This window comes from Pseudomonas rhizosphaerae (genome assembly GCF_000761155.1).
GTDB classification, from domain to species: Bacteria; Pseudomonadota; Gammaproteobacteria; order Pseudomonadales; family Pseudomonadaceae; genus Aquipseudomonas; species Aquipseudomonas rhizosphaerae.
Genome location: NZ_CP009533.1, coordinates 557,953 through 571,523, shown reverse-complemented (window position 1 = coordinate 571,523; position 13,571 = coordinate 557,953). Strand labels below are relative to the sequence as shown.

Sequence of the window (13,571 nt, the reverse complement as noted above, 5' to 3'; positions counted from 1 at the left end):
CCTGCGCCTCTGCACTCGCCGCGCCTTACATATGTATCGCGTTCACCGGTGGCCCGACACCAATCATGGCCTGGCACGACTTTCCGTGCCCATACAGGAACACCGCCATGACCGACCCATTCATCACCGCACAAGGTGTGCAGACCGTTCGCGATGCGCTGGACGACTACCCCCGGCCCGACCGTGCCGCCGCCGACGCCGTGCGCAAGTGGGCATCGAGCCGCGGCCTGGAGCTCAATCCAGGCAAGGTCGATGCCGTGACCCTGCACTACCAGGTCAAGGGTCAGCGCTGCATCGCTCGCATCGTGCAAAAGATCAGCATGACCCAGGCCTTGTTGTCGAACTGGCAAGGCGAGTCGAACAACAACCTGATCGGCGCGGCCCTGCATGAAGCCTGGGCGGGCGATCCGCCCCCCTACCCCATCACGCTGGTCGACCATCTGGACGAACACGGCCTGTTCGACAACGGCGCCGAGTACCTGGTGTACAACGGCCTGTACCGACAGGTCTCGCCGGCCACCTTCGATGTGGCGCATCACGTCCGCATTCCAGCCGAAGATTTCCAGCAGTTCATCTGGAATCTGGATTTCCACCGCCCCTATGGGCAGATGCTCAAGACGTTTTGGAAAGACGGGCTGAATCGCTACCGCGATGCCGCGAAGGTCAACTTCATTGCGGCCTGCAACCGGCAGGTCAGCAACGCGAGCCTGAGCGATGCCGGGCGCGTGCTGGCCTGGCAGGTGGCCGGTCTGCAGACACGACCGCATGCCGTGCATGTGGCATGCCTGAACATCTACGGCTACGCAGCCACCAACCTGCTGTGCCTGAAGAACACCACTACGGGGCTGACCCTGTTGTACATACCGGGCAACAGCTGGCCATTCCACGAATTCGCCGACGAATCGGCGATGAAGCACTGGGTCGCCGAGCAGTGCAAGCACCCACACACCCGTCAGGCGCTGGAAAGCCACTTCCCGCCGGGTGACGAAGCCGACACTCTGGGCTTCAGTGGCTTGAACACGGCGTTGACCGGGTTGGGCCTGTACCCGGCCTATCACCATTTCGACCCTGACCGACATCCCGGTTTTGCTACCAGCGGCTTATGGACGCCCAATGACACCGTCAATTACCGCACCGACAAATACAGCCCGTCCATTCAGGGCGACCTGTTCCTGGCCATGGCCAAGCAACAGAAAAAGCGCAGTGAACAAGACGCCGACTTCATCATCAGCACCGACAGTTCGGTGACCAAGGAAAAATGGCGCGGCTACCTTGACTCGGCGGTCAATACACTGGCACCTATCGCGATGGTGGTGCCTGAACTGGCGCCGGTTTTCGCACTGGGCGGGTTGGCCGAACTGGGCCTGGGCCTGGACCGCGCGCTCAATGCCAAGACCTTGGCACAGCGGGCCGACGGCGCGATAGACGCTGCATGGGGCTTGCTCAACGCCGAACCCCTGTTGCATATGCCACTGCCGAAAAGACCAGCGATCTTCCGCGTGAAACGTCTGGAGTTCGTGCCTCCCTCGCGGGTCAATGGCCAGATCGGCTACCCCTTGAGCCCGCTGAACGCCCCACATCTGCCGCCTATCGAACCTATCCTGGAAACCGCGTTCAGTCTGCCCCACGCCGTGCCGCCTGTGGCCGGTGCTCGTCAAGACATCGCAGATGCGGTCGTCAGGGTGCCCAGCTACAACGGCAAGCATGACCTTCTCGAGTGCGAGATCGATGGATACATGGCAGATGTGCACTACGACCTGGAGCGCAATGCATTCATCCAGAGCATGCATCTGAATGACATCGATCCGCCATACTATGTGCCTAGTCAGTCAGGCGAACGGTCTCTGGTAAAACTCGAAGACCCAGAACGCCCCGTTACCGATGAACAACGCATGGAAACACTGCGCGCCTTGGGCGTGGACGTGATACTGCCCATGAGCCTCGCCGAACTGCGTCCGCCAAGTGCCAAACCCATTGCGCAGAAAATCTCGTGCATCTGGGTGGGCAACAAGGTCATCAGCCCCCAACTCCTGGAAAACGTGGGTCGCAACGACGCCCTGCTGCGCAACTCCAATTACGCGTATCGTCTGTTTCTCTCCACGACTTCGCCAAGTGTCTATGCTCGCAACGTCGAACTGCTGGCCGCGCATGCTCCAACCCTCGAAGTCATCCCGCTCGAATCTCAACCACTGTACGAGGAGTTTCAGCGAAGCCCCTATTACGCCCAGTACAAAGCAGCCATAGACGGCAACGGCGGTGTGGCTTCCAACTTCTCATCGGCATCGGACGTACTGCGCTATCGGCTGCTCTACAACGAAGGGGGGCTGTACATGGATCTGGACGATGTCATCCTGCCGCCGGGGCAAAAGACTCCAATGTACCAAACGTCGGTGCCCATCGATTCGGTGCCGTTACGCACCTCGCACCGAGGCTTGATTGTGGGCTTGCCGATGTCCAATGAAACCTTGGGCATGAACACTCAATATAACGGCAGCATGATCGGCAGTCATCCGGGCAACCCCACCCTGAACGCGATATCGGACACCATTCGCCAGCGTTTCGAGGCGCAACCGGACTTCTACAACAGCCGTCCGGATCCCTCTGACGACCCTGCAGGGTTTCAACGCTACGCCATTGCCCTGAACCACATAAGCGGGCCAAAAGCACTCACCGACACCATTCGTGAGCGGCTGCTGGAGCTGGCGCAGTACTGTGAGGTCTGGAACATGATTGCACTGCCCTTGCGCAATCAGGCCGCGACGATCGATTGGTCCGAAGTCATGGAAGCGTACCAGGCACTGACGCCCCTGAGTAAGTTCTCTCGGGTGGGGAGTACCGCGAGCTGGATGCACACTTGATGGCCCACGGCCCAGATGCCTGAATGGCGTCTGCTCTTGAATCCGATGACAGGCTGCACCGTATCTGTGTCACCCACGGTGCAGTTTGCTCATCAGCTCGGCTTCAGCTTGGGTCAGGCCGCACGCCTGGGTCAGTTCATCCACCGAGGCGCCCATGGCCACCAGCTTGCCCGCCTGGGCGAACGACAAACTGCCAGGGTCGCGTTGCTCGAGTTGGGCCAGCTTCTCCGGCAATGGCCCCACCACGGCGCGCAACTCGTGCAGCGCATCCCCCAGGCGCACGTTGAGATTCTGATAGTCGTCCAGGCGCTTGGTCAGCTCGCGCAGTCGCTGGTCACGCAGCGCATCGCCAGCCGCCTGTTCGGCGGCCAACTGGCGCTGGCCTTTCTGATAGGACAGGAACAGCGAGACCGTTCCGACCCACAGCACTGCCAGCAGGACGACAGCAACCTCAAAGATCAATCAGATGTTCTCCAGTTCGGACCACTCTTCCTCGGACATCATCTTGTCCAGCTCCACCAGAATCAGCAACTCGCCATTCTTGTTGCACACACCCTGGATGAACTTGGCCGACTCGTCGTTACCGACGTTGGGCGCAGTCTCGACCTCAGACTGGCGCAAGTAGACGACCTCGGCCACGCTGTCGACCAGAATCCCCACCACCTGCTTGTCGGCCTCGATGATGACGATACGCGTGTTATCGCTGACGTCGCTGGAGTCCAGGCCGAAGCGCTGACGCGTATCGATCACGGTGACCACGTTGCCGCGCAGGTTGATGATACCCAGCACGTAGCTGGGTGCACCGGGCACCGGCGCGATCTCGGTGTAGCGCAACACCTCCTGCACCTGCATCACATTGATGCCGTAGGTTTCATTGTCCAGACGGAAGGTGACCCACTGCAGGATCGGATCTTCGGAACCTTGGGCGGACGACTTCTTCATGCTACTAACCCCTCAAATGCCATGACGGCGGCGTGTTCATTCAATTCTTGGTGGTGGTTGTGGCGGCAGGCTTGCCCGGCGCCGAGGTGACCGCGTGCAGATGCCGCGCGCCACCGCTGGCGATCAGCTCGGCCAGCTCGGCGACGTCCAGCAGCGCACACATGTGTTCGATGACGGTTCCTGCCAGCCAGGGCCGCTGGCCGCGCTGGCTGCGCCACTTGATCTCGCTGGGATCCAGGCGCAACGAGCGGCTGACCTGATGCACGGCCAGGCCCCACTCGTAACCTTGCACCGAAATCACATACTGCAAACCCTGGCGAAAATCGTCGCGGTAGCGATCGGGCATGACCCAGCGCGCGGTATCGAGCACTTTGAGGTTGCCACTGTTGCTGGGCAGGATGCCGAGAAACCAGTCCGGTTGGCCGAACAGCGGCGTCAGGGTCTGACCGGCCAGCGCATAGATCGAGCCCAGGCACACCAGCGGAACCGCCAGGGTCAACCCGGCGACGTCGAACAGCAAGCACTCGAACGGCTCGTCGGCCCAACTGGGCCGGCCGTCGAGTGCGGCCAGCAGCGGCCGCGGGCCGGCGGCCGGCAGATGGACTTCGACCACGGGGGCGACCAGCGCGGGCTCGGCCTGCGGCTGTGGATCGGCAACGGGCGCGGGTGTCGACGTCTGCACCGGTGCTGGTATCAATGGCACCGGGCCTGGCAATGGTGATGGCTGCAGGCTGACGGCATCGCGTGCCTGCTCTTCGAGAACGGCAGCCTGGAACTCGTCGAGCCTGTCCAGGCCCAGATCGAGCTCATGTGCTTCGAACGCCTCGGTGGCTTCTTGCAACAGGCCGTCCAGGTAGGACTGCAACGCCACCTGGGGCCGCTGGGCAATGTCGACGGGACGGTTCATCAGGCTACCTGCGCGACGAGTTGTTGGGCCAGCAAATGCTTGAGCAAGGCACGATAGGCGACCACGCCACGGCTCTTGCCGTCGAAGCGCGAGGGTGTCTGTCCGGCCCGGCTGGCATCGCGCAGACGGGTGTCCACCGGGATGTACCCCGGCCATATGTGCTGCGGGTAGTCGTCGCGCAGGGTGCGCAAGGTGCTCAGCGAAGCCTGGGTACGACGGTCGAACAGGGTCGGGATGATGCTGTACGGCAGGGCCTGCCGGCGCGAACGGTTGATCATGGTCAAGGTACTGACCATGCGTTCCAGGCCTTTGACCGCCAAGTGCTCGGTCTGCACCGGAATCACCAGCTGCTGGCTGGCCGCCAATGCATTGACCATGAGCACGCCCAGCAACGGCGGGCTGTCGATCACCGCGTAGTCGAAATCCTGCCACAGTTGCGCCAGCGTCTTGGCGATCACCAGGCCCAGCCCGCTTTGCCCCGGTTGCTGGCGCTCCAGAGTGGCCAGTGCGGTACTCGACGGCAGCAGCGAGACATTGGCCTCACCGGTCGGCAGCAGCAGTTGCTGCGCCAGGCCTGCGGGCACGGCGCCCTTGTGCAGGAACAGGTCGAAACAGCTGTGGGCCAGCTCGTCCGGGTTGTGTCCGAAATAGCTGGTCATCGAACCGTGGGGATCGAGATCGACCACAACCACACGCTTGCCTGCCTCGGCCAGCAAACCCGCCAAGGCGATCGAGGTGGTGGTCTTGCCGACCCCGCCTTTCTGATTGGCTACTGCCCAGACTCTCATGATGGTGGTTCCCCTCGGTAAAACGGCGCACTACCGAGATAGTGAGGCTTCGGGTGATGGGCCGGGCGGCGGACTTTTGACAGAGCCAGCCGCCGACGGCACTGTTAGCGGCGTCAGTGCAGTTTGTGTGCCAGCCCGGCGCAACGCTGCATCCGGCTGCGCATTGGCGCTGCCTGAACTGGTGATGCTGCGACGCACATCAAGGTTGCGCGAGATCACCAGCACCACCCGACGGTTGCGCCCTCGCCCGTCGGCGGTGGCGTTGCTGGCCACGGGTTGGAATTCGCCATAGCCGACTGCGGCCATGCGCCGTGGATTGATCCCTTCCATGGCCATCATGCGCACGATGCTCGCCGCGCGAGCGGTCGACAGCTCCCAGTTGGTCGGGTACTGCGCCGTGCTGATGGGCAGGTTGTCGGTGAAACCCTCGACATGCACCGGGTTGTCGAACGGCTTGAGAATGGTCGCGACCTTGTCGACGATCGAGAACGCCATGTCGCTGGGCATGGCATCGCCGCTGCCGAACAGCAGGCTGGACTTGAGTTCGATCTCGATCCACAGCTCGTTGCCGCGCACGGTCAGTTGATCCGAAGCGATCAGGTCGCCGAATGCCTGGCGCACATCGTTGGCGATGGTCTGCAGCGGATCGACCGCTTCGTCGATGGCCGCCTGTGTTTGCTCGCTGTCAGTCACCAGAGGCTGCGCCGCACGCGTCGTCAAAGGTCGTTCCTCGCCAATCGGGATGGGCCTCATACTGCGGTCCGGATCGTTGAACACCCCGACCAATGCTTGCGAAAGCACCTTGTACTTGCCTTCATTGACCGACGAGATCGAATACATCACCACGAAGAACGCAAACAGCAAGGTAATGAAGTCGGCGTACGACACCAGCCAACGCTCGTGATTTTCCGGCTCTTCAATGCGTCGACGACGGGCCATGGCATGCTCTCCTAGTCGAGGTAGCCTTGCAGCTTCGTTTCGATGGAGCGCGGGTTCTCACCCTCGGCGATGGACAGCAAGCCTTCGAGCAGCATTTCCCGGTAGGCCGCCTGCCTCTGGGCCAGTGCCTTGAGCTTATGGGCCACGGGCAGTAACAGCAGGTTGGCGCTGGCCACGCCGTAGATCGTCGCCACGAACGCCACGGCGATGCCATTGCCCAGCTGGCTGGGGTCGGCCAGGTTGCCCATCACGTGGATCAACCCCATGACCGCGCCAATGATCCCGATGGTGGGCGCATAGCCGCCCATGCTTTCGAATACCTTGGCCGCATGCAGGTCACGGGTTTCACGGTTGTACAGATCGACTTCGAGAATGCTACGGATGGCGGCCGGCTCGGCGCCATCGACCAGCAGCTGCAAGCCCTTGCGGGCGTAGTCGTCGGGTTCCGCTTCGGCGCTGGCTTCCAGCCCCAGCAAACCTTCCTTGCGCGACACCAGGCTCCAGTTCACCACCCGATCGATACCGCCGGCCATGTCGATACGGGGCGGAAAGAGGATCCAGCGAACGTTGTGCAAGGCCCGCTTGAACGCGCTCATGGGTGACTGGATGAGTGCGGCAGCCAAGGTTCCACCGATCACGATCAGTGCCGCCGGACCGTTGAGCAGAGCCGACAGGTGACCACCCTCGAGAAAGTTGCCACCGATGATGGCGACGAACGCGAGGATGATCCCGATCAGGCTCAGTACATCCATCAGCCGCACGCCTCGACCAGGTGCCGACCGATATCGTCGAGGCTGTAGACGGCGTCGGCCAGGCCTGCCTTGACGATGGCCATGGGCATGCCATAGATGACGCAGCTCGCTTCGTCCTGGGCCCAGACCTGGCTGCCACCCTGCTTGAGCAGGCGCGCGCCTTCGCGACCGTCGGCGCCCATGCCGGTGAGTACCACCGCCAGCACCTTGTCACCGTAGGACTTGGCCGCCGAACCAAAGGTGATATCCACGCATGGCTTGTAGTTCAGCCGCTCGTCACCCGGGAGAATCTTCACCGCGCCGCGGCCGTCGATCATCATCTGCTTGCCACCGGGCGCCAGCAAGGCTAGCCCAGGACGCAGCACATCACCGTCTTCCGCTTCCTTGACGGTGATTCGGCACAGCTTGTCGAGCCGCTCGGCGAACGCTCGGGTGAACGCGGCCGGCATGTGCTGGACCAGGACGATGGGCGTCGGAAAATGAGCGGGCAGCTGGGTCAATACCCGCTGCAACGCCACTGGTCCGCCGGTGGAGGTACCGATAGCGACCAGCTTGTAGGGCTTGCGCCGCGGTGCCGCGCTGCTGGCCGTCGGCGCCGGAGCACGTGCCGGGGTGACTGGTGCCGGTGTGCGCGTCGGCGCTGCCCGCGAAGACACAGGAGCGGCGCTCGCCCCGGCTGCAGCCGTCGGCACTGGCGCGGCGACATGCGCGCCCAGTCGGCGGTTGCTACGCGACAGGGTGTGGACTTTCTCGCACAGCATCTGCTTGACCTTCTCGGGGTTGCGAGAAATGTCTTCGAAGTTCTTTGGCAGGTAATCCACGGCCCCTGCATCGAGGGCGTCGAGGGTCACTCGGGCGCCTTCGTGGGTCAGGGAGGAAAACATCAATACCGGGGTAGGACAGCGCTGCATGATATGACGCACGGCCGTGATGCCGTCCATCATCGGCATCTCGTAGTCCATGGTGATTACATCGGGCTTGAGTGCCTGGGCCTGGTCGATCGCTTCGCGGCCATTGGTGGCGGTCCCGACCACCTGGATGGTGGGGTCCGACGAAAGAATTTCCGAGACGCGGCGGCGGAAGAAACCAGAATCATCCACCACCAGGACCTTGACTGCCATAAACACTCCACTACGATCAGATACGCCGCGTGGCGTAGCGCTTGAGCATGCTCGGTACATCGAGGATCAAGGCGATTCGGCCGTCACCGGTGATGGTGGCGCCGGACATGCCGGGCGTGCCCTGCAGCATCTTGCCCAAGGGCTTGATCACCACTTCTTCCTGGCCAACCAATTGATCGACCACGAAGCCGATGCGCTGGGTGCCGACCGTGAGAATGACCACGTGCCCCTCGCCCTGCTCCTCGTGCGCGGCCGACTTGACCAGCCAGCGCTTGAGATAGAACAAGGGCAGTGCCTTGTCGCGCACGATGACCACTTCCTGACCGTCGACGACGTTGGTGCGCGAGAGGTCCAGGTGGAAGATCTCGTTGACGTTGACCAGCGGAAAAGCAAACGCCTGGTTGCCCAGCATCACCATCAGGGTGGGCATGATCGCCAAGGTCAACGGCACCTTGATGACAATCTTCGAACCCTGGTCCTTGGCCGAGAAAATGTTGATCGAGCCGTTGAGCTGGCTGATCTTGGTCTTGACCACGTCCATGCCGACGCCGCGGCCCGACACGTCGGAAATTTCCGTCTTGGTGGAGAAGCCCGGCGCGAAAATCAGGTTGTAGCAGTCGGATTCGCTGAGGCGGTCGGCCGCGTCGCGGTCCATCAGGCCCTTTTCCACGGCCTTGGCGCGCAGGACCGCAGGGTCCATGCCCTTGCCGTCGTCGCTGATCGACAACAGGATGTGGTCGCCTTCCTGCTCCGCCGACAACACCACGCGCCCGCCGCGCGCCTTGCCGTTGCGCTCGCGTTCCTCGGGCGTCTCGATGCCATGGTCGACGGCGTTGCGCACCAAGTGCACCAACGGGTCGGCCAGGGCTTCGACCAGATTCTTGTCCAGGTCGGTTTCTTCACCGACCAGCTCAAGGTTGATTTCCTTCTTCAATTGCCGGGCCAGGTCGCGGACCAGGCGCGGGAAGCGCCCGAAGACCTTCTTGATCGGCTGCATGCGGGTCTTCATGACCGCGGTCTGCAGGTCGGCCGTAACCACGTCCAGGTTGGACACCGCCTTGGACATGGCCTCGTCGCTGCTGTTGGAGCCCAGGCGTACCAGACGGTTACGCACCAGCACCAGCTCGCCCACCATGTTCATGATTTCGTCGAGGCGCGCAGTGTCGACCCTTACCGTCGTCTCGGCCTCGCTGGCGACCGGCTTCTCGGCCACCGGAGCACGCGCAGGCGCTGCCTCGGTCTTGCGCGGCGCCGCCACTGGCACGGCAGCGGCGGCAGCTACGGGCTGGGCGTCGGGCACGCTGGCGACATCGCTGAACTTGCCCTTGCCATGCAACTGGTCGAGCAGTGATTCGAATTCGTCGTCGGTGATCTGGTCGCTTTTCGGAGCCGGGACCTCGGCAGGCGGTTGCACCTTGACCGCTTCGGAGGTGAACGTGCCCTTGCCATGCAGCTGGTCGAGCAGCGCCTCGAACTCGTCGTCGGTGATCTCGTCGCCAGGTGCGGCGGGCGTGCTGGAAACCGGTGCCGCACTGGCAGGTCCAGATCCAGGCGCAGCCTCGGACGTCACGGTCGGTGCCAGCGCATCGACCGCGAACTGACCCTTGCCGTGCAACTGATCGAGCAGCGATTCGAATTCGTCGTCGGTGATCTCGTCACTGGCCGCGCCATCGCGTGCAACAGCGGCAGCGATCGGCGTTGCGGCCTGCGCCTTGGCTGCGTTCAGCGAATCGAGCAGTTGCTCGAATTCGTCGTCGGTGATGTCTTCGCTGGGCGTTGCAGCCGGCGCGGCGACCGGCACCGGCACCGCCACGGGCGCTGCTGGAGGTGCAACGACAGCTGCCGGTTCGGCCAGACGCGCAAGGGCATCGAGCAACTGCGGACTGGCCGGCGTGACCGGGGCGCGCTCACGCACCTCGGAGAACATGCCGTTGACCGCGTCAAGTGCTTCGAGCACCACGTCCATGAGTTCGGAATCGACCCGGCGCTCACCTTTGCGCAAGATGTCGAAGACGTTCTCGGCGATGTGGCAGCACTCCACCAGCTCGTTGAGCTGGAGGAAGCCGGCGCCGCCTTTTACAGTGTGAAAACCGCGAAAAATTGCATTGAGCAAGTCGGCATCATCGGGACGGCTTTCCAGCTCGACCAGTTGTTCGGACAGTTGCTCGAGAATTTCGCCGGCCTCTACCAGGAAATCCTGAAGGATTTCTTCGTCGGCGCCGAAGCTCATGTGGATGCTCCCTGGAGTACGTGATTAACGGTCAACACAGTCGGGCGAGGCGTCGGCCTAGAAGCCCAGACTGGACAGCAGATCGTCGACATCGTCCTGACCGGATACGACGTCTTCACGTTTATCGGCATGGATCTGCGGACCTTCACCCTTGGCGGGATGTTTTTCTTGATCTTTTTCGGCACGCAGCTGTTCGTGGTCATGCTGGATGCCGGCGAAGCGATCAACCTGGCTGGCCATCAGGACCAGTTTGAGCAGGTTGCTCTCCACTTCGGTGACCAGCGCAGTGACGCGCTTGATGACCTGGCCGGTGAGGTCTTGGTAGTCCTGGGCCAGGACAATATCGTTCAGGTGGCTGGCCACTTCCCGATTGCCCTGCTCGCTGCGGGTCAGAAACCCGTCGACCCGGCGCGCCAGTTCGCGAAACTCGTCGGCGGCCACTTCACGGCGCATGAAGCGCTGCCAGTCGACGCTCAAGGCGCTGGCCTCGGCACTCAAGGTGTTGAGCACCGGCGTGCTCTGCTCGACCAGGTCCATCGTCCGGTTGGCCGCGCTCTCGGTCAGGCGCACCACATACGACAAGCGTTCGGTCGCATCGGTGATCTGCGAAACTTCTTCGGCCTGGGGAATGTTCGGATCGATCTGGAAACTGACGATGGCGCTGTGCAGCTCGCGCGTCAGCTTGCCCACTTCCTGGTACAGGCCGCGGTCGCGGGTCTGGTTCAGCTCGTGGATCAATTGCACCGCTTCACCGAACCGGCCTTTTTCAAGGCTGTCCACCAGCTCCACGGCGTGTTTCTTCAGGGTCGACTCGAAGTCCCCCAATGTGCTTTGTTTGTGATCCATTGCGCCCCCGTTGCAGAATTCAGCTATTGACGCGCTCGAAAATCTTTTCGATTTTTTCTTTCAGCACTTGCGCAGTGAAAGGCTTGACCACATACCCGTTGACCCCGGCCTGGGCGGCTTCGATGATCTGCTCGCGCTTGGCTTCGGCGGTCACCATGAGCACCGGCAGGTGCTTGAGGCGATCGTCGGCACGCACCTGGCGCAGCAGGTCGATGCCGGACATGCCGGGCATGTTCCAGTCGGTGACGAGGAAATCGAAGTTACCGCTGAGCAGCATCGGCAAGGCCGTGTTGCCATCATCGGCCTCGGCGGTGTTGGTGAAGCCCAGGTCACGCAGCAGATTCTTGATGATGCGCCGCATCGTCGAGAAATCGTCGACGATGAGGATTTTCATGTTCTTGTCCAATTAGACCTCCAGCAGTCTTGAACACGCCCAGCCCCTGGACGTGCATAACAATCGAATCCGATTACATCCACTACCACTGCAGACCAGCCCCGAACGCTTGGGAAACCCAGTACTTCAGCGTGCCCGCCACTCCCCCAGGCGCCCGCGCAGTCGCGCGGCGCACTGGCTGTGCAGCTGGCTGACGCGCGACTCGCTGACACCCAGTACCTCGCCGATTTCCTTGAGGTTCAGCTCTTCGTCGTAATACAGCGACAAGACCAGCTTTTCCCGCTCGGGCAGGTTGGCGATGGCCTCGGCCAGCGCGCCCTGGAAGCGCTCGTCCTCCAGATCCCGCGAAGGCTCCAGCGAACCGCTGGCGCCGTCTTCGTGCAGGCCCTCGTGCTCGCCGTCCTGCAGCAGGTCGTCGAAACTGAACAAGCGACTGCCCAGGGTATCGTTCAGGATCCCGTAGTAATCATCCAGACTCAGATTGAGTTCGGCCGCAATCTCGTGATCTTTAGCGTCGCGGCCGGTTTTCGATTCAATTCGTCGAATGGCGTCGCTGACCATGCGCGTATTGCGGTGTACCGAACGCGGCGCCCAGTCACCCTTGCGCACTTCGTCGAGCATCGCGCCGCGGATACGAATGCCGGCATAGGTCTCGAAACTGGCGCCCTTGCTCGAATCGTATTTGGTCGAGACCTCCAGCAGGCCGATCATGCCGGCCTGGATCAGGTCTTCCACCTGCACGCTGGCCGGCAGTCGCGCCAGCAGGTGATAGGCGATGCGCTTGACCAGCGGTGCGTATTGCTCGATCAGCTGATGCTGCTGCGAGTCGCGCGACGCCTTGCTGTACATACGGTATCCGCTGGCGCTCATGATACGGGCCCTGCACTGGTTTGCTGCACCAGGCGTTCGACGAAGAACTCCAGGTGGCCGCGGGGATTGGCCGGCAACGGCCAGGTGTCTACCTTCTGCGCGATGGCCTTGAAGGCCAGCGAGCATTTGGAGCGGGGAAATGCCTCGTAGACGGCGCGCTGCTTCTGTACGGCCTTGCGCACCGACTCGTCGTACGGCACGGCGCCGACGTACTGCAGGGCAACGTCGAGGAAGCGATCGGTCACCTTGGTCAGCTTGGCGAACAGGTTGCGCCCTTCCTGAGGGCTCTGCGCCATGTTGGCCAGGACCCGGAAACGGTTCATGCCGTAGTCGCGGTTGAGCAGCTTGATCAGGGCGTAGGCGTCAGTGATCGAGGTGGGCTCGTCGCACACCACCAGCAGGACTTCCTGGGCCGCGCGGACGAAGCTGACCACCGAATCGCCGATGCCGGCGGCCGTGTCGATGATCAGCACGTCGAGGTTGTCGCCCACATCGCTGAAGGCCTGGATCAGACCGGCATGCTGGGCCGGGGTCAGGTGGACCATGCTCTGGGTGCCGGAAGCCGCCGGCACGACGCGGATTCCGCCAGGGCCCTGCAACATCACGTCGCGCAGTTCGCAGCGGCCTTCGATCACATCCGCCAGGGTGCGCTTGGGGGTCAGGCCCAACAACACGTCGACGTTGGCCAGGCCAAGGTCGGCGTCCAGCAACATGACCCGGCGGCCGAGCTCGGCCAACGCCAGGGACAAGTTCACTGACACATTAGTCTTGCCGACGCCACCTTTGCCGCCGGTCACCGCGATCACCTGTACGGGATGCATGCTGCCCATGTTCGTTCTTTACCTTGTCTAGACCGAGGCCACACCAGTGGCTGCCAGTTCGATTGCTCGAGTATTTCCTGGCAACCCTACGATGCAGGAAGAT

13 protein-coding genes are annotated in these 13,571 nt (G+C 62.4%); 1 reads left to right on the top strand and 12 read right to left on the bottom strand.

Going from position 1 to position 13,571, the window contains the following annotated elements:
* Window positions 1-107: 107 nt before the first annotated feature.
* Window positions 108-2,858, top strand: a complete 2,751-nt coding sequence (locus LT40_RS02560) for a dermonecrotic toxin domain-containing protein (protein WP_043186101.1) — start codon at window positions 108-110, stop codon at window positions 2,856-2,858.
* Between the two features lie 69 nt (window positions 2,859-2,927).
* On the opposite strand, the gene LT40_RS02555 is transcribed toward LT40_RS02560, so the two are convergent.
* The 12 genes from LT40_RS02555 to fleN form a co-directional block, all read right to left on the bottom strand.
* Window positions 2,928-3,320, bottom strand: coding sequence for a DUF2802 domain-containing protein (locus tag LT40_RS02555; RefSeq protein ID WP_043186099.1), 393 nt, complete (start codon window positions 3,318-3,320; stop codon window positions 2,928-2,930).
* Window positions 3,321-3,800: a chemotaxis protein CheW gene (locus LT40_RS02550; RefSeq protein ID WP_043186096.1), complete on the bottom strand. Its 480-nt coding sequence runs from the start codon at window positions 3,798-3,800 to the stop codon at window positions 3,321-3,323.
* Window positions 3,801-3,840: 40 nt separating this feature from the next.
* On the bottom strand, window positions 3,841-4,707 hold the full coding sequence (locus tag LT40_RS02545) for a chemotaxis protein CheW (protein WP_043186094.1): 867 nt from the start codon (window positions 4,705-4,707) through the stop codon (window positions 3,841-3,843).
* Complete coding sequence (locus LT40_RS02540; RefSeq protein WP_043186091.1) at window positions 4,707-5,495, bottom strand: ParA family protein; 789 nt, start codon at window positions 5,493-5,495, stop codon at window positions 4,707-4,709. Before LT40_RS02540 ends, LT40_RS02545 begins: the two co-directional genes overlap by 1 nt.
* Before the next feature lie 30 nt (window positions 5,496-5,525).
* Window positions 5,526-6,434, bottom strand: coding sequence for a flagellar motor protein MotD (gene motD, locus LT40_RS02535; RefSeq protein WP_043186089.1), 909 nt, complete (start codon window positions 6,432-6,434; stop codon window positions 5,526-5,528).
* Between the two features lie 11 nt (window positions 6,435-6,445).
* Window positions 6,446-7,186, bottom strand: a complete 741-nt coding sequence (locus LT40_RS02530; RefSeq protein ID WP_043186086.1) for a flagellar motor protein — start codon at window positions 7,184-7,186, stop codon at window positions 6,446-6,448.
* Window positions 7,186-8,307, bottom strand: coding sequence for a protein-glutamate methylesterase/protein-glutamine glutaminase (locus LT40_RS02525; protein WP_043186083.1), 1,122 nt, complete (start codon window positions 8,305-8,307; stop codon window positions 7,186-7,188). The genes LT40_RS02530 and LT40_RS02525 overlap by 1 nt, the downstream gene beginning before the upstream one ends.
* A gap of 16 nt (window positions 8,308-8,323) precedes the next feature.
* A complete protein-coding gene (locus LT40_RS02520) occupies window positions 8,324-10,537 on the bottom strand; it encodes a chemotaxis protein CheA (protein ID WP_043186081.1) in 2,214 nt (737 codons plus the stop codon).
* Between the two features lie 57 nt (window positions 10,538-10,594).
* On the bottom strand, window positions 10,595-11,383 hold the full coding sequence (locus LT40_RS02515) for a protein phosphatase CheZ (protein ID WP_043186079.1): 789 nt from the start codon (window positions 11,381-11,383) through the stop codon (window positions 10,595-10,597).
* Between the two features lie 19 nt (window positions 11,384-11,402).
* Complete coding sequence (locus LT40_RS02510; RefSeq protein ID WP_162473357.1) at window positions 11,403-11,777, bottom strand: chemotaxis response regulator CheY; 375 nt, start codon at window positions 11,775-11,777, stop codon at window positions 11,403-11,405.
* Window positions 11,778-11,903: 126 nt separating this feature from the next.
* The gene (fliA, locus tag LT40_RS02505) at window positions 11,904-12,650 is read right to left on the bottom strand and encodes an RNA polymerase sigma factor FliA (RefSeq protein WP_236690444.1); all 747 of its coding nucleotides are present in this window, start codon (window positions 12,648-12,650) and stop codon (window positions 11,904-11,906) included.
* Window positions 12,644-13,477 (bottom strand): flagellar synthesis regulator FleN, encoded by an 834-nt coding sequence (gene fleN / locus LT40_RS02500; protein WP_043186074.1) that lies wholly within the window; start codon window positions 13,475-13,477, stop codon window positions 12,644-12,646. Before fleN ends, fliA begins: the two co-directional genes overlap by 7 nt.
* Between the last annotated feature and the right edge of the window lie 94 nt (window positions 13,478-13,571).